This window comes from Ensifer sp. NPDC090286 (assembly GCF_044769565.1).
GTDB lineage: Bacteria > Pseudomonadota > Alphaproteobacteria > Rhizobiales > Rhizobiaceae > Ensifer.
Genome location: NZ_JBIVYF010000001.1, coordinates 660,812 through 676,819, shown reverse-complemented (window position 1 = coordinate 676,819; position 16,008 = coordinate 660,812). Strand labels below are relative to the sequence as shown.

Genomic DNA, 16,008 nt, shown 5'->3' with positions numbered 1-16,008 from the left:
AACATTTGCCTATAAGCCGCTTCTAGCCTGAAAAGACCCATCAATGCGTGCCCGGCCGGTGACCTCCCACCTCGGCCGGTTTTCGCGCAGCTAGAAACGGATGATCGACCATGCCGAAGCGCCAAGATATCAAGTCCATTCTTATCATCGGCGCGGGGCCGATCGTCATCGGTCAGGCTTGCGAATTCGACTATTCCGGCACCCAGGCCTGTAAGGCGCTGAAGGAGGAAGGCTACCGCGTCATCCTCGTCAACTCCAACCCGGCAACGATCATGACCGATCCGGGCCTTGCCGACGCAACCTATGTCGAGCCGATCACCCCTGAAGTCGTCGCCAAGATCATCGCCAAGGAGCGCCCGGACGCGCTGCTGCCGACCATGGGTGGCCAGACCGCGCTCAACACGGCGCTGTCGCTGCGCCGCATGGGCGTTCTCGACCGCTACAATGTCGAGATGATCGGCGCCAAGCCGGATGCCATCGACAAGGCCGAAGACCGCGCCCTCTTCCGCGAAGCCATGGCGAAGATCGGCCTGGAAACGCCGAAGTCGCGGCTGGCGAATGCCACCGACATCAAGGACCATGACCGCAAGACGCACGAGGCCGAGCGCGCCGAACTGAAGAGCCGGCTTTCCGGCGCCGAACTCGACAAGGCGCTTGATGACCTCGAGAACCAGTGGAACCTTGGCGAAGGCGACCGCAAGCAGCGCTACATGAACCATGCGATGGCGATTGCCGCGCAGGCGCTCGATGATGTCGGCCTGCCCGCGATCATCCGTCCGTCGTTTACGCTCGGCGGAACCGGCGGCGGCATTGCCTATAACCGCACGGAATTCTTCGACATCGTCGGCAGCGGCCTCGATGCGTCGCCGACCACCGAAGTGCTGATCGAAGAATCGGTGCTCGGCTGGAAGGAATACGAGATGGAAGTGGTCCGCGACACCGCGGACAACTGCATCATCATCTGCTCGATCGAAAACATCGACCCGATGGGCGTGCACACCGGTGATTCGATCACCGTTGCCCCGGCGCTGACGCTGACCGACAAAGAATACCAGATCATGCGCAACGCCTCGATCGCGGTTCTGCGCGAGATCGGCGTTGAGACCGGCGGCTCGAACGTCCAGTTCGCCGTCAACCCGAAGGACGGCCGTCTCGTCGTCATCGAGATGAACCCGCGCGTTTCGCGCTCCTCGGCGCTCGCCTCCAAGGCGACCGGCTTCCCGATCGCCAAGATCGCCGCGAAGCTCGCGATCGGCTACACGCTCGACGAACTGGACAACGACATCACCGGCGGCGCGACCCCGGCCTCGTTCGAACCGTCGATCGACTACGTCGTCACCAAGATCCCGCGCTTTGCCTTTGAGAAGTTCCCGGGCGCATCGCCGGTTCTGACCACCGCGATGAAGTCGGTCGGCGAAGTCATGGCGATCGGCCGCACCTTTGCCGAATCGCTGCAGAAGGCGCTGCGTGGCCTCGAGACCGGCCTTACCGGCCTCGACGAAATCGAAATCCCCGACATGGACGAGAACGGCGATGGCCGTAACGCCATTCGTGCCGCGATCGGCACGCCGACCCCGGACCGCCTGCGCATGGTTGCCCAGGCGCTGCGTTTCGGCATGAGCGAAGAGGAAGTCCACGAGGCGAGCAAGATCGATCCGTGGTTCATCGCCCAGTTCAAGGCGATCGTCGACATGGAAGCGCGCATCCGCGAGCATGGCCTGCCTGTCGATGCCGAAAACCTGCGCATGCTGAAGGCCATGGGCTTCTCCGATGCCCGCCTGGCAACGCTCGGTGGCAAGCGCCCGAAGGAAGTGGCGGAACTGCGCAATGCGCTTAACGTCCGCCCGGTCTACAAGCGCATCGACACCTGCGCTGCCGAATTCGCCTCGCCGACCGCCTACATGTACTCCACCTACGAGACCCCCTTCGTCGGTGCCGCTCGCTCGGAAGCCGAGGTTTCCGACCGCAAGAAGGTCGTCATCCTCGGCGGCGGTCCCAACCGCATCGGCCAGGGCATCGAGTTCGACTATTGCTGCTGCCACGCCGCCTTCGCGCTAAAGGATGCCGGCTATGAAGCGATCATGATCAACTGCAACCCGGAGACGGTTTCGACCGACTACGACACCTCCGATCGCCTCTACTTCGAGCCGCTGACGGCCGAAGACGTGATCGAGATCATGCGCGCCGAGCAGGAAAAGGGCGAACTCGTCGGCGTCATCGTCCAGTTCGGTGGCCAGACGCCGCTGAAGCTCGCCGAAGCACTCGAAAAGAACGGCATCCCGATCCTTGGCACCGCGCCTGACGCGATCGACCTTGCCGAAGACCGCGACCGCTTCCAGAAGCTCCTGATGAAGCTCGACCTCAACCAGCCGAACAACGGCATCGCCTACTCGGTCGAGCAGGCTCGCCTCGTCGCTGCCGAGATCGGCTTCCCGCTGGTCGTGCGCCCGTCATACGTTCTCGGCGGCCGCGCCATGCAGATCATCCATTCGGAAAGCATGCTGCAGAGCTACCTGCTCGACACGGTTCCGGGCCTCGTTCCCGAGGACATCAAGCAGCGCTACCCGAACGACAAGACCGGTCAGATCAATACCCTGCTCGGCAAGAACCCGCTGCTGTTTGACAGCTACCTGACGAACGCAACGGAAGTCGACGTCGACTGCCTTTGCGACGGCAAGGACGTGTTCGTCTCGGGCATCATGGAGCACATCGAGGAAGCCGGCATCCACTCCGGCGACAGCGCCTGCTCGCTGCCGGTTCACACGCTCGACAAGGACATGGTCGACGAACTCGAGCGCCAGACGGCAGCCCTTGCCAAGGCGCTCAATGTCGGCGGCCTGATGAATGTGCAGTTCGCGATCAAGGACGGCACCATCTACGTGCTTGAAGTGAACCCGCGCGCCTCGCGCACCGTGCCCTTCGTCGCCAAGACCATCGGCGCGCCGATCGCCAAGATCGCCGCCCGCGTCATGACCGGCGAGGCACTCGATGTCGCGATCGCCGCCTATGGCGAGAAGCCGGATCCGCGCAACCTCAAGCACATCGCAGTCAAGGAAGCGGTCTTCCCGTTTGCGCGCTTCCCCGGCGTCGACACCCTGCTCGGCCCGGAGATGCGCTCGACCGGCGAAGTCATCGGCCTCGACACCGACTATGCGCTGGCCTTCGCCAAGTCGCAGCTCGGCGCCGGCGTCGACCTGCCGCGCGATGGAACGGTCTTCGTTTCGGTGCGCGACGAGGACAAGACCCGCGTGCTGCCGGCGATCCGCATCCTCGTCGATATCGGCTTCAAGGTGATGGCGACGGGCGGTACGGCCCGCTTCCTCGGTGAACATGGCATTGCCGCCACCAAGATCAACAAGGTCCAGGAAGGCCGTCCGCATGTTGAGGACGCGATCCGCAACCGTCACGTCCAGCTCGTCTTCAACACCACCGACAGCAACAAGGCGATCTCGGACTCCAAGTCGCTGCGTCGCGCAACGCTGATGCAGAAGGTGCCCTACTACACGACCATGTCGGGTGCGGAAGCAGCTGCCCATGCCATCAAGGCTCTGAAGGCCGGCAGCCTCGAAGTGCGCCCGCTGCAGAGCTACTTCAAGGCCTAAGAACGAGAGCGGCGCGCGAAACCTTCGCGCGCCGCCGCCATGCCCGAGCACTGTTGCGCTTCAACAGCCCGCTCGCCGCTGAACGCCGCATGAACGACCGGTTCAGCCTGCATTCCCCCAGCACATGTTTCTATGACCCTGCGCACAGAGAGATCGGCGGCTTCGCCGGCGGGCGCGATATGGGGCAAGATCGTGCAACTCTATTTCTTTGATTTGCTGTGGGGCGACGAGCACTTCGTCGACGAAGACGGTATCAGCCATTTCGACGAGGGATCGGCCCTCTATTACGGCCAGCGCATCGCAGACAAGATCGGCCGCGATGCCGACTATGGTTCGCTGAAGGTCCAGGTCCTCTCCAGCAACCGCAAGCTGCTGGCAACGATCGTGCCTTCCATCGGCCGGGGCATCGAACAGCGGGCGCTGCTCGCCCGCCGCCATGTCGGCGCGTCGCTCCGCGCTGCCGCCTGAGTGATCTAGTCCGCCGCAAACACCTCGACCGTGCTTCCGCCTCGACCGCGCTGCGGGCTCTTGGCTGCGAGCCGCACGGTTCTGAGGCCAAGATAGAGCGACGCCGTCGAGATCACGCAGGCGACGACGAAGACGGTGAACAGAGCGCCATGCATGGTCGCGATGTCGGCATTTTCATCGAAGCCGCGAAGGTTTGCAGTCAGTCCACAGATCGCGGCGCCGATCGCATAGCCGGCCGATTGCAATGTCGGCAGAAATGCCGAGGTCTTGTCCCGCTCGCCACGCGGCGAGACGTCCATCATCAACTGGCTGAGCGTTCCCCAGGATAGGCCGAAGCCGGTCCCGACTGCGATCTGGCTCGGGAAGACAAGCCGGAACTCGTCGATCGCGAAGGCGATCATCAGGCCTGCAAGCCCAAGGCTGAGGAGTGCCGGCCCCACCGGGATGAGCTTAACGCGCAGGTCATGCGAGCGAAGGCTTGCGACGAGAATAGCGGCCGTGCTCCAGGAGATCGCCATCAGCGCTGCGGAGAAGCCTGCGGCTGTGGGGCTGAAGTTCCAGACATGTTGCAGGCCGTAGATGAGGTAAACGGATCCGGATGCCTGAGCGAGCGGCATAAGGAGCACGACCCATAGTCCGGTGCCAAGGGGCTTCGTGAGTGCAAAGGCCCCTGCGGGCAAGATAGAATGCTCTGCGCGCCGGTCGGTCGCGACGGCCGCCCACAGGATCGTCAGCGCCGTTGCGAGCGCTGCCGCCATCAAGGGAAAGCTGTTCGCTGTGTTTGATAGCGATATCAGCAAGATACCAGTACCGACGACGGCCAAGCGCAGAAGCGGGATAGGACCAGCCTTCTCGATCGATGGCGCGTTCCGTGGCGGCACAATGATCAGGACAAGGGCGACGAAGATGACGGTTGCGGGAATGTTGACGGCGAAGGCAGCCCGCCACGACCAGTACTCCGTCAGGAATCCGGATACGAGCGGGCCGCCGAAGGCGGCCGTGGCCCAGACGATCGCCTCGGCCCCGAAAACCTTCGGGACCAAGCGCGGCGGGAAGAGCTCAGGGATCAGCGCGTAACAGATCGCCGCGATGATTCCTTCGCCGAATCCCTGGAACACGCGACCGGCAAGAACCTGCGGCATACTACCGGCAGCGGTCGCGATGATCGTGCCGACGACAAAGATCAGCGCGGCCGTAATCAGCGTGGTGCGTGCGCCGAACCGTGCCTTGAGCGTGGCGGCGCACGCCCCGCCGAGAATGGCAAAGACGAGATAAAGCGTGACGGCCCAGGAGAGTATGGTGGCGCCACCGATTTCTTCGACGGCCGTCGGCAATGCCGTCGCGACGAAAAACTCGTTGAAGGCGAAGAGCGCGACCCCGAGGCAGAGGGCCACTGTCGTTGCCAGATAATCAGGCCGCAACAACTCGCTCCAGCGGCCGTCCTCGTCAGGCACAGTGTCGCTTTCGCTTGCCTTGGTATCGTCCTTCGCCAGAAGCATGCCTAAAGTTCCCTCGTCATCTTTCAGGAACACCGTGTTACGACCTCAACCACGGTTGAGGTAAAGCGCTTTCTCCGGAGCTTGCCAGCCCCGCGCTTCCTCCGCAAGTTGCAAGCGCATTTCGGCGTTCGGTGGACGACGGCGAAATATCTGGCTTTCGCTCTTCCGTTTCTGCTATAACGAAGGTTCGAAGTTTCGGACGGTTCCGGCGTTTGCGCGCCGGAGACCGTTTTCTTTTGCGTTGGCGCCGCCCTAAGGGCGGCGCCTCGTGCTTGATGAAGGACATTGAAATGGTCGAAAAAGTGCCGATGACCCAGGGCGGATTCGTCAACCTGCAGGAGGAGCTGCGCTGGCGCCAGCAGGAAGAACGACCGCGAATCATCGAGGCGATTGCCGAAGCCCGTGCACATGGCGACCTGTCGGAAAATGCCGAGTACCACGCTGCCAAGGAAGCGCAGAGCCACAACGAAGGCCGCATTACCGAGCTCGAAGACCTGATCGCCCGCGCGGAAGTCATTGATCTCTCGAAGATGTCCGGCTCCAAGATCAAGTTCGGCGCCAAGGTGAAGCTCGTCGACGAAGACACCGAAGAGGAAAAGACCTACCAGATCGTTGGCGACCAGGAAGCCGACGTGAAGGCCGGCCGCATCTCGATCTCGTCGCCGATCGCCCGCGCGCTGATCGGCAAGGAAGTCGGCGATTCCATCGAAGTGAACGCCCCCGGCGGCTCCAAGGCCTACGAGATTCTCGCCGTCAACTGGGGCTGATCAGCCCCAAACAGGGGCGAAGTCTTCCTTCGCCCCTTTTCTCTTTCTCCCAAAGACGATCATAGCTCGCGCAAGGAGTGCGCTTTCGTGGCCGATATCCGGAACGTCGAGGTCATCGCTCCCAATTTCAAGCGCCGTCTCTCGGGCGTGACGTCTACCATCATCCAGTTGATTCCGATCCAGCGCGCGCTCGGCGAAAAGATCGCCGTGCTTGGTCCGGGCCTGCCTGACACCCTGCCCTCGATCCGCTTCCGCGACCTTCTGCGTCTGTGGAGTGCACCGGACGGCCGGCCCTGCCGGGTCTGGCATGCGCGCCGCAATGTCGAGATGCTGCCGGCGATCGTGCTGCGCGACCTGCTTGGCATGAAGCTGAAGATCGTTTTCACCTCCGCTTCGCAGCGCCGCCACACCGGCTGGAGCAAGTTCCTGATTTCGCGCATGGACGCCGTGATCGCGACGAGCGGTAAGACCTCCGCCTATCTGCAGGTGCCGAACACGGTCATCCTTCACGGCATCGACACCAAGCGCTTCCAGCCACCGACCGACACAAGTGCGGCCAAGGCCGCGCTCGGGCTGGATCCAGCGCAAAAATATGTCGGCTGCTTCGGGCGGGTGCGTAAGCAGAAGGGCACCGATCTCTTCGTCGACAGCATGATTGCGCTTTTGCCCTGCCGGCCCGGCTGGAGCGCCATCGTCGCCGGACGCGCGACCGGCCCGCATGTCGCATTCGAGAACGAGTTGAAAGAGCGGGTCGCAAAGGCCGGGCTTACCGACCGCATCCGTTTCGTTGGTGAACATACCAACATTCCGGACTGGTATCGTGGGCTCGACCTTTTCGTTGCGCCGCAGCGCTGGGAAGGTTTCGGGCTGACGCCGCTCGAAGCGATGGCAACGGGCGTTCCTGTCATCGCAACCGATGTCGGCGCATTTTCGGAACTGGTCGTGGTCGGCGAGCAGGAAACCGGAACGGTGATCGCCGCCAACGATCTGCAGGGGATGGTCGAGGCGACTGCCGGCTTCATGGACGATGATCACCGCCGGGCCTTGGCTGGCGCCAACGGTCTAGGCCTAACCCGCGCATCTTTTGCGATCGAGGGCGAGGCCCGCGCGATCAACGCCGTCTATGAACGCCTGATGCGTCCCTGACAGGCTGCCACCGCGTGGCAGCCTCGCACTAAACTCTCTTAGCGCTTCGAAGCGAAGAGCTTCAGATAGGCGTCGGTAATCGCCTGCTTCGAGAACTGGTTCATCAGCGTCTCATGGCCGCGTTCGGCAAGACGTTCGCCCAGCGAGGGATCGCCTGCGATGCGGTCGATCGCCTGGGCAAAGCCGTCAGCGTCACCGATATCGACCATCAAGCCGTTTTCGCCGTCGCGCATGAACCATTGCGGTCCTTCCGACCGGCTGGACACGACAGGCGTGCCTTGCGCCCAGGATTCGAGGATAACGTTGCCGAGCGGCTCATGGCTCGATGCCATGACGAAGATATCCGAAGCGGCAAGGAAAGGCCGCGTGTCCTTCTGCCAACCGGCAAAGCGCACGCGCTTCGACACGCCGAGGTCGGCGGCGAGCTTTTCCAGGTTTGCCCGCTCTTCGCCGTCGCCCACCAGCCAGAGATAGGCGTCCGGCACCTTGGCGATCGCCTGGATCAGGGTGTGGAAGCCCTTGCGTGGTACGAAGCGCCCCATCGACATGACGACAGGCACGTTTTCAGGCGTGTCGAGCGTTGCGCGGCTGATCGGAGCGACCCGCTCGGTTCCGGTGAAGTTGGAAATCACCTCAACGTCGCGCTTCCAGCCGATCTTGCGCACATGCTCGGCGATGCCCGGCGTGTTGCAGACGAGGCAATCGGTGTTGCGGAAGTAGTCGAGCCGTAGCGGATAGTCGCCGAGACGCGAGATCTTGATGCAGCCCTTGTAGTTGGGCATCAGACGGCTGGCGCGCGGCATCCAGGCGAACAGCGCGTCGGGCTTCTCGCGCCGCGCCATGCTGCTGACCTTCATCGGCAAGAGAATGCGGTCGAGCGAAAGGTTGCGGAAGTTGCTTTCGATGATGCGCGTCGCACCCTCGATGTCCTTCCGCCAGATCCGCCCCGGCCGGATGACCGAGGTCTGCTCGACCCCGCGCTCGCCGAGCGCGTTGACCAGATGGACGAAGAAGCGCTCAGCGCCACCGTCCTTGCCGAAGTGAAAATGCATGACTTTCATGGAAACCTCACCGCTGGTTCTGCCGCCGATCCATGTCGTCATGGTTCGGGTGGCGTTTCAGCGCGTGCCTCTGATAGATCTTGGCGGCAGTCAGGAAAGCGTAGACCGCCCCCGTCATCGCCTCGATGAAGCCTGGAAAGCCGCAGCGCCACAGGCCGTTACGGAAATAGAGCCGGAGGAAATAGAGCGGCGGGCTGAACAGCATCTTGTAGGGCCGCGCCGACTTGCCGGCGGCGAACTGCTGGTCGGCCTTGAGCGTCGAGTACTTGTTTTCCTTGAGGATCTGCTCGTCGATGATCAGCGGCCGGTAGTGCAGCAGACTGCCCTTGGGAGCGGCGCCGACCGCGCCATCCGGCACGATGCCTTCGTGAACCTTCTGGTTAAGGTCGTAGCGGCCCCTGCCCTGGCGGATAAGCCGTAGGTTTCGTCGCTCGTGCGCGCGCTCCGGCGTGTAGCCGTAGCCGATCAGATAGGGCCTGCGCGCGACACGCCAGCCAACCGTCTCCGGTGGCGTATCGAGCAGCGACGGCAGCAGCGCCTTCAGCGGTTCGTCCAGGCGTTCGTCGGAATCGATGTTGAAGCACCAGGGCTGCGTACATTGATCAAGCGCGAACTGCTTCTGGCCGGCATAGCCCCGCCACGGCTCATGCAGGAAGCGGATCGGCCAGCCCTTGTCGATATAGGACTGCACGAGTGCTGCCGTTCCGTCGGTCGAACCGGAATCGACGATGACGATTTCCGCACACTGCTCGAGGCTCTCGATGCAATTGCCGAGATAGGCTTCTTCGTTCTGGCAGATGATGAAGGCGGACAGCGGAAGCTTGTTCATGGACGGGCCTTAGATCTGGACGAGGCCGATATCCTTGACCTGGCGAATGGTCAGCATCGTGCGCACGGTGTCGACCCGTTCGTTGGCCGTCAGCACTTCGATGACGAAATCCTGGAAAGTCGTGAGGTTTTCGGCGACACAATGCAGGAGAAAGTCGCTTTCGCCGGAAACCGTCCAGGCCTGCCGGACGATCTGCCATTCGGCGGTGGCGGCCGCGAAGGCCTTGAGATCGGCTTCCGACTGGCGCTTCAGGCCCACCATGCAGAAGGCGACGAGATCAAAGCCGAGCGCCGGAGCGTTCAGCAACGCGTGATAGCCCTTGATGACGCCCGTCTCTTCGAGCTTGCGCACGCGCCGTAGGCACGGCGGCGCGGAGATGCCGACCCTTTGCGCGAGATCGACATTGGTCATCCGGCCATCACGCTGGAGCTCGCGAAGGATCTTGAGATCGATAGCGTCGAGCTCGACTTGTTTCGTCATGAACGTTCGTCCTTTTCGTGGTGACTTTGAGCGCGAGGCAAAGTCGAAAACTTGTGTCTGCCGATGGTGAGGTTGCCCCGATCGTGGGCGACGTCGACTGATGCGTCCCTATCCCGGCGCTGCCGCGATCGTCTCGGTCGAGATTTTCGGCAAGGCGCGCTCGTCAAGGGCAAGGTCGTTTCGAGTCGGTGCGTGGCCGAGCGCAGTGCGTTCGCAGTGCAACCATGCACGGCCGGCATTCAACCCCATATGCTTCTCCAGCAAAGTGAATCCGCGTGAAATATCGTCAAACCCGCTGGACAACAAGCAGCCCGGCCGACTATTCGCGGGAAAATGGCGTTGGCGATGCCGGCAGATGTGCAAATAGAGGTGGACATCGTCAGAAGCGACACGAAGTGCGCTCCACTGCCGCCGCGCGCTCCGGCGCGAGACTCGGATCAATGCCGGGCCAACGCCTGTGCCTTGAGCGCGTCATCTGGTGGCAAAACCGGGCTTCAGGCTCAAGCACTTGTGTGTATCAGGCTGCGCGCTCTTGAAAGTCATGGTGGGGAATACCTAAAGTATGGGACGATTTCCCATTGACGCAATGGAATCGGATGGGGACGCAATCCTCTCCGATGAACGAAGGACAAGATTATGACTGCCCGTCACGTGAAAGTGCTGATCATCGGCTCCGGCCCGGCTGGCTACACCGCCGCCATCTATACGGCGCGCGCCATGCTCGAGCCCGTGCTGATCGCCGGCATGGAACAAGGCGGCCAGTTGATGATCACGACGGACGTCGAAAACTACCCGGGCTATGCCGATCCGGTCCAAGGCCCGTGGATGATGGAACAGATGCTGAAGCAGGCGACCCATGTCGGCGCCGAGATCGTCAACGATCTCGTGACCGATGTCGACCTGTCGGTTCGTCCGTTCCGCATCAAGACCGACAGCGGTAACGACTGGACGGCGGACGCACTGATCATCGCCACCGGCGCCAAGGCCAAGTGGCTCGGCATCGAGACCGAACCGACCTTCATGGGCTTCGGCGTCTCGGCCTGCGCCACCTGCGACGGCTTCTTCTATCGCAACAAGGACGTGATCGTCGTCGGCGGCGGCAACTCGGCCGTCGAGGAGGCGCTCTATTTGTCGAACCTCGCCAAGACCGTGACGGTCGTTCACCGCCGCGATTCCTTCCGCGCCGAGAAGATCCTGCAGGAGCGCCTGTTCGCCAAGCCGAACGTAAAGGTGATCTGGGATCACGAGGTCGTCGAATATCTGGGTGCGCCGGCCAAGCCGCCGATGCCCGCTTCCGTCAACGGCGTGAAGCTGCGCAACACCAAGACCGGCGAAACCTCCGACATGGTCACCGACGGCGTGTTCGTCGCGATCGGTCATGCACCTGCGGTCGAACTTTTCAAAGGCAAGCTTCGGCAAAAGTCCAACGGCTATCTCTGGACCGCAGCCGATTCGACGGCGACCGACGTGCCCGGCGTTTTTGCCGCAGGCGACGTGACGGACGACATTTACCGTCAGGCGGTTACGGCGGCCGGCATGGGCTGCATGGCAGCGCTTGAGGCCGAGAAATACCTGGCGGGTCATATGCCCGTCGCAATTGCAGCCGAATAGAAGCTGCGAATCGGGGTGGTGTCGCTGAGGCACCTCGCCCGTGTGGGAACAGATGCATCAGCCACGCCCGGAAGACAGGACCCCGTCTTCCGGAGTGGTTTCTTATGGGGGACTTCATGTCGCTGGACTGGGACAAACTGCGCATTTTTCACGCGGCGGCCGAGGCTGGGTCGTTCACCCATGCGGCAGACAAGCTTCATCTTTCGCAGTCCGCGATCAGCCGGCAGGTCAGCTCGCTGGAGCAGGATGTCGGCATCAAGCTGTTCCACCGTCATGCGCGCGGCCTGATCCTCACCGAACAGGGCGAGATCCTGTATCGCACCGCGCATGAAGTGCTGATGAAGCTCGAAAGCGTCAAGGTCCAGCTGAGCGAGACCACCGACAAGCCGAGCGGCAAGCTGCGCATCACCACCACGGTCGGTCTCGGCCAGGGCTGGCTCACCGACAAGATCCAGGAATTCATGTCGCTGCACCCGGAGGTGCAGGTTCAGCTCATCCTCGACAACGAGGAACTGGACGTGAACATGCGCCATGCGGACTGTGCCATCCGCCTGCGTCAGCCGCAGCAGTCGGATCTCATCCAGCGCAAGCTCTTCACCGTGCACATGCACGTCTATGCAGCTCCGTCCTACATCAACAAGTATGGCGAGCCGCAGTCGGTCGAGGATCTCGACAACCACCGCATCATCACCTTCGGCGAGCCGGCGCCGAACTATCTGCTCGACGTCAACTGGCTCGAGATCGCCGGCCGCGATTCCGACAATCCGCGCGTGTCGCATCTGCAGATCAACAGCCAGACCTCGATCAAGCGCGCCTGCCTGCTCGGCATCGGCGTCGCCATGCTGCCCGACTACATCGTCGGCCGCGATCCTGGCCTCATCCAGCTGCCGATCAGCGCCGACATCCCGTCTTTCGATACCTATTTCTGCTATCCGGACGAGATGAAGAACGCAGCCAAGCTCAAGGTCTTCCGCGACTACATCGTCGCCAAGGCCCGCAACTGGAACTTCTAGCGCGCTCCGCGCGAATGCTCATTTTCTGAGCATTTTCCCGAGCGGCTGCCAACCTTCTGTTTTTACATCGATATTACCGATGCGCCGACTTTATTGTGCGGCGCATTTTTGTTGTGCGCCGCAGAAATAGGCAGGGATGCGCGCATGACATGGCTGTCATGCACAGAAAATGATTGTTGCGCGCCCAAAAAAGCAGCATACCAAACTCAGCTGATGCATCTTTGGTGGCTTCTCCTCCCAGTGCCACCGCAGCAGCTGTTCCCCTCTGGAGGTTTAATTACCTTCACAACTTATAAGGGCCCGAGTCATCTTGTGGCCCTCTTTTTTTGTCTACTGTTAGATACAGGCGAACCGTGATGAAAATCACAGCCGGCTATTGAAAGCCGATACTTCGCTTCCCATATTAAAATGCAGCTGATGCATTCTTGGTGGCTTCTCCTCCCCGCCACCGCATTAGCTGTTCCCCTCTGGAGGTTCTTATTACCTTCACAACTACAAGGGCCCAAGTTTTCTTGAGGCCCTCTTTTTTTGCCTGCAGCACGCTCACGGTCTTGTGATTTGAATATCGTGTTTTAGCGATACATCTATCGGTAAAACACGATGCAGCGATATACAATGGACCGAGACGAAATCCTCAAGGCGCTTGCCCATCCCGTGCGGGTCAACATCCTCGCCTGGCTGAAGGAGCCGCAGCGCCATTTTCCGACTCAGGAGCATCCGCTCGATCTCGGCGTATGTGCCGGCCAGTTCGAACGTTGCGGCCTGTCGCAGTCGACCGTTTCCTCGCATCTCGCTGTGCTTCAGCGCGCCGGCCTGGTGACCACCCGCAAGGTTGGCCAATGGATTTTCTACCGCCGCGATGAAGAGACGATCGCCGCCTTCCTCAAGAGCCTCGGCGATCTCTAAGACGCACCTTCTCCCCCAGCAGACCTCCTCCCTGAAAGGACCTCCCATGGCCTCGCTTTTCGACCCCATCACCATCGGCGACATCGCGCTGAAGAACCGCGTCGTGATGGCGCCGCTGACCCGCAACCGGTCGCCGGGCGCTGTTCCGAACACCCTGAACGTGACCTATTACGAGCAGCGTGCGACGGCCGGCCTGCTGATCACGGAGGGAACGGCAATCACCCAGCAGGGCCAGGGCTATGCCGACGTGCCGGGACTCTATACGCCGGAAGCGCTCGACGGCTGGCGCAAGGTGACGGACGCAGTGCATGCCAAGGGCGGCCGGATCGTCGTCCAGATGTGGCATGTCGGCCGCATTTCGCATGATTCGCTGCAGCCGGGCGGCGGCAAGCCCGTGGCGCCGTCGGCCATTCGCGCCAAGTCCAAGACCTATCTGGTCAATGCCGACGGTACCGGTTCCTTTGCCGAAACCTCCGAGCCACATGCGCTGGAGATCGCCGAGATCAAGGCGATCGTCGAGGACTACCGCAAGGCCGCACGCGCCGCAATCGACGCCGGCTTCGACGGCATCGAGATCCATGCGGCCAATGGCTATCTCATCGACCAGTTCCTGCGTTCGGGTTCGAACCACCGCACGGATGCCTATGGCGGCTCGATCGAGAACCGCGCCCGCTTCCTGTTCGAGGTCATGGACGCCGTGACGAATGAAATTGGCGCCGGCCGGGTCGGCATCCGCCTTTCACCCGTCACCCCTGCCAACGATGCCTTTGATCCGCAGCCGCAGCAGGTCTTCGGCCATGTGGTCAAGAATCTCGCCCGCTATCCCCTCGCCTATATCCACATAATCGAAGGTGCGACCGGCGGCCCGCGCGACCACCAGCAGGGCGATCAGCCATTCGACTACGACGCGCTGCGCTCGACCTATGTCGCCGCTGGCGGCAAGGCAGCCTGGATGACCAACAATGGCTATGACAGGGCGCTCGCGGTGAAGACGGTCAAGGACGGCGAAGCCGACCTCGTCGCCTTCGGCAAGCCGTTCATCGCCAATCCGGATCTCGTCGAGCGGTTGAAGCGCGATGCGCCGCTCAACACGCCGGATCAGGCAACCTTCTATGGCGGTGGCGCCAAGGGCTATACCGACTATCCGGCCCTTGAACAGGTCGCCTGACACTCCCACATGGCAATGCTCCGCCTCCTTGGCGGAGCATTTGTCCTTGGGAATGAAGAGCTTATGTTTTCGCTATATTCAGAAAAATGGTCATTGCATCCTGACGGCGACGTCATCGTAACCCCCTCCAGCCGTCTTTACCCCGTCCGCTATCGCGGCCAGCGGGCGATGCTCAAGGTCGCCGAGGACCCGGAAGAGAAGTATGGCCGCCTGCCGCTGCTCTACTGGAACGGGCAAGGCGCCGCAAAAGTCTTTGAAGCCGATGGCGACGCGGTGCTGATGGAGCGCACCGACAGCCGGCGCAACCTCTTCCACATGGCGATGACCGGAAGCGACGAGGATGTGACGCGCATCATCTGCCGCACCGTCGCCGCGCTACATGCGCCGCGCTCAACACCGGTTCCCGGCGATCTCGTGCCGCTCAACAGATGGTTCACCTCTCTGGAAACGGCTGCTCCCGCTCAAGGCGGGCTCTTTGCCCGTGCGCTCGAGGCGGCGAAAAGCCTGTTTGCCGATCCCGAACCGCCGGTCGTGCTGCATGCCGACGTGCACCACGCCAATATCCTCGATTTCGGCGATCGCGGCTGGCTGGCGATCGATCCGAAACGCGTGCTCGGCGATCGCGGCTACGACTACGCCAACCTGTTCTGCAATCCGGAACTGCCCCTGGTTACCGCTCCGGGCCGACTGCAGCGGCATCTGCCCATCGTCGCCAAGGAGACCGGGCTTCACCCACACCGTATCCTCAACTGGGTGCTTGCCTATGCCGGGCTTTCCGCAGCCTGGTTCCTGGAAGACAACGACGAATTCGGTGTCGAGAACGACCTCGCAATGGCGCGGATCGCCATCGCCGAACTCGACCGCTAAGCTTACCCCGTCCGCAACAGGACGACGGCGTAGATACAGGTCTCTCCGCCGGCGTTGCGGAAGACGCAATCCTGCGGCGGGCCGAGCTCCAGGCAATCCCCGACGCCAAGCGTATGGGTCTCCAGCCCTTCCACGAAGGTCAGGCGCCCTGCACTCACCCATATCCACCGGCGATGGAGCGCATAGGCGGATGCCGGGATCGGCACCTCGGCGCCGGGCGGAAGCTCGACCTCGACCAGCTCGAGCGGCAGGTCCGACATCGGCGAGACGTGGCGCCGGAGGTAGCCGGTCTGCGGATCGCGCCACACCGCCTGATCCTGGCGTCGCGACAGCCTGCCCTGGCTCATCTCGGCCCGCGCGATCAGGCTGGACATGGTGAGACCAAACGCACCGGCGAGCTTTGCCAGCAGCGTCGCCGTCGGGCTGCTGTCGCCCCGCTCGACCTTGTGGATCATCGCGCGCGAGACGCCGGAGCGCTCCGAAAGATCGCTCAGCGACCAGCCGCGCGCCTCTCTTTCAAGACGAATTCGTTCACTGAGCCGTTGATCCAGGCTGTCTACTTTAGTATTCATATCGTAGTCATATAGTGAA

The 16,008-nt window shown here is 62.2% G+C and carries 14 protein-coding genes; 9 read left to right on the top strand and 5 right to left on the bottom strand.

Going from position 1 to position 16,008, the window contains the following annotated elements; all coding sequences use genetic code 11:
- Window positions 1-110: 110 nt before the first annotated feature.
- Together carB and ACIQUG_RS03325 are read left to right on the top strand one after the other, a co-directional pair.
- Complete coding sequence (gene carB, locus ACIQUG_RS03330; RefSeq protein WP_043614319.1) at window positions 111-3,602, top strand: carbamoyl-phosphate synthase large subunit; 3,492 nt, start codon at window positions 111-113, stop codon at window positions 3,600-3,602.
- Between the two features lie 132 nt (window positions 3,603-3,734).
- A complete protein-coding gene (locus ACIQUG_RS03325) occupies window positions 3,735-4,070 on the top strand; it encodes a hypothetical protein (protein WP_402317356.1) in 336 nt (111 codons plus the stop codon).
- Window positions 4,071-4,075: 5 nt separating this feature from the next.
- On the opposite strand, the gene ACIQUG_RS03320 is transcribed toward ACIQUG_RS03325, so the two are convergent.
- The gene (locus ACIQUG_RS03320) at window positions 4,076-5,569 is read right to left on the bottom strand and encodes an MFS transporter (RefSeq protein WP_402317353.1); all 1,494 of its coding nucleotides are present in this window, start codon (window positions 5,567-5,569) and stop codon (window positions 4,076-4,078) included.
- A 290-nt stretch (window positions 5,570-5,859) separates the two neighbouring features.
- Here ACIQUG_RS03320 and greA point away from each other — a divergent pair, with 290 nt between their 5' ends.
- The gene (gene greA, locus ACIQUG_RS03315) at window positions 5,860-6,336 is read left to right on the top strand and encodes a transcription elongation factor GreA (protein ID WP_034791305.1); all 477 of its coding nucleotides are present in this window, start codon (window positions 5,860-5,862) and stop codon (window positions 6,334-6,336) included.
- A gap of 87 nt (window positions 6,337-6,423) precedes the next feature.
- Entirely contained in the window at window positions 6,424-7,482 is a 1,059-nt protein-coding gene (locus ACIQUG_RS03310) for a glycosyltransferase family 4 protein (RefSeq protein WP_402317349.1), read from the top strand.
- Window positions 7,483-7,520: 38 nt separating this feature from the next.
- Here the strand turns inward: ACIQUG_RS03310 and ACIQUG_RS03305 are convergent, their stop codons facing one another.
- The 3 genes from ACIQUG_RS03305 to ACIQUG_RS03295 are packed head-to-tail and all read right to left on the bottom strand — an operon-like array spanning window position 7,521 to window position 9,852.
- Window positions 7,521-8,543, bottom strand: a complete 1,023-nt coding sequence (locus ACIQUG_RS03305) for a glycosyltransferase (protein ID WP_402317346.1) — start codon at window positions 8,541-8,543, stop codon at window positions 7,521-7,523.
- A 7-nt stretch (window positions 8,544-8,550) separates the two neighbouring features.
- Complete coding sequence (locus ACIQUG_RS03300; protein WP_402317343.1) at window positions 8,551-9,372, bottom strand: glycosyltransferase family 2 protein; 822 nt, start codon at window positions 9,370-9,372, stop codon at window positions 8,551-8,553.
- A gap of 9 nt (window positions 9,373-9,381) precedes the next feature.
- On the bottom strand, window positions 9,382-9,852 hold the full coding sequence (locus ACIQUG_RS03295; protein ID WP_043614306.1) for an Lrp/AsnC family transcriptional regulator: 471 nt from the start codon (window positions 9,850-9,852) through the stop codon (window positions 9,382-9,384).
- Between the two features lie 636 nt (window positions 9,853-10,488).
- On the opposite strand from ACIQUG_RS03295, the gene trxB reads away from it, so the two are divergent.
- The 5 genes from trxB (at window position 10,489) to ACIQUG_RS03270 (ending at window position 15,417) form a co-directional block, all read left to right on the top strand.
- Window positions 10,489-11,463, top strand: a complete 975-nt coding sequence (trxB, locus tag ACIQUG_RS03290) for a thioredoxin-disulfide reductase (RefSeq protein WP_205238790.1) — start codon at window positions 10,489-10,491, stop codon at window positions 11,461-11,463.
- A gap of 116 nt (window positions 11,464-11,579) precedes the next feature.
- The gene (locus ACIQUG_RS03285; protein WP_043614622.1) at window positions 11,580-12,476 is read left to right on the top strand and encodes a LysR family transcriptional regulator VtlR; all 897 of its coding nucleotides are present in this window, start codon (window positions 11,580-11,582) and stop codon (window positions 12,474-12,476) included.
- Window positions 12,477-13,091: 615 nt separating this feature from the next.
- Window positions 13,092-13,382 carry an ArsR/SmtB family transcription factor gene (locus ACIQUG_RS03280; protein WP_402320550.1) on the top strand — a complete coding sequence of 97 codons (291 nt, stop codon included), beginning with the start codon at window positions 13,092-13,094 and terminating at the stop codon, window positions 13,380-13,382.
- A 46-nt stretch (window positions 13,383-13,428) separates the two neighbouring features.
- Complete coding sequence (locus ACIQUG_RS03275; RefSeq protein WP_402317338.1) at window positions 13,429-14,550, top strand: alkene reductase; 1,122 nt, start codon at window positions 13,429-13,431, stop codon at window positions 14,548-14,550.
- A gap of 63 nt (window positions 14,551-14,613) precedes the next feature.
- Complete coding sequence (locus ACIQUG_RS03270) at window positions 14,614-15,417, top strand: aminoglycoside phosphotransferase family protein (RefSeq protein WP_402317335.1); 804 nt, start codon at window positions 14,614-14,616, stop codon at window positions 15,415-15,417.
- A gap of 2 nt (window positions 15,418-15,419) precedes the next feature.
- Here ACIQUG_RS03270 and ACIQUG_RS03265 read toward each other — a convergent pair whose 3' ends face one another.
- Window positions 15,420-15,989 carry a helix-turn-helix domain-containing protein gene (locus ACIQUG_RS03265; protein ID WP_402317332.1) on the bottom strand — a complete coding sequence of 190 codons (570 nt, stop codon included), beginning with the start codon at window positions 15,987-15,989 and terminating at the stop codon, window positions 15,420-15,422.
- Window positions 15,990-16,008: the final 19 nt, after the last annotated feature.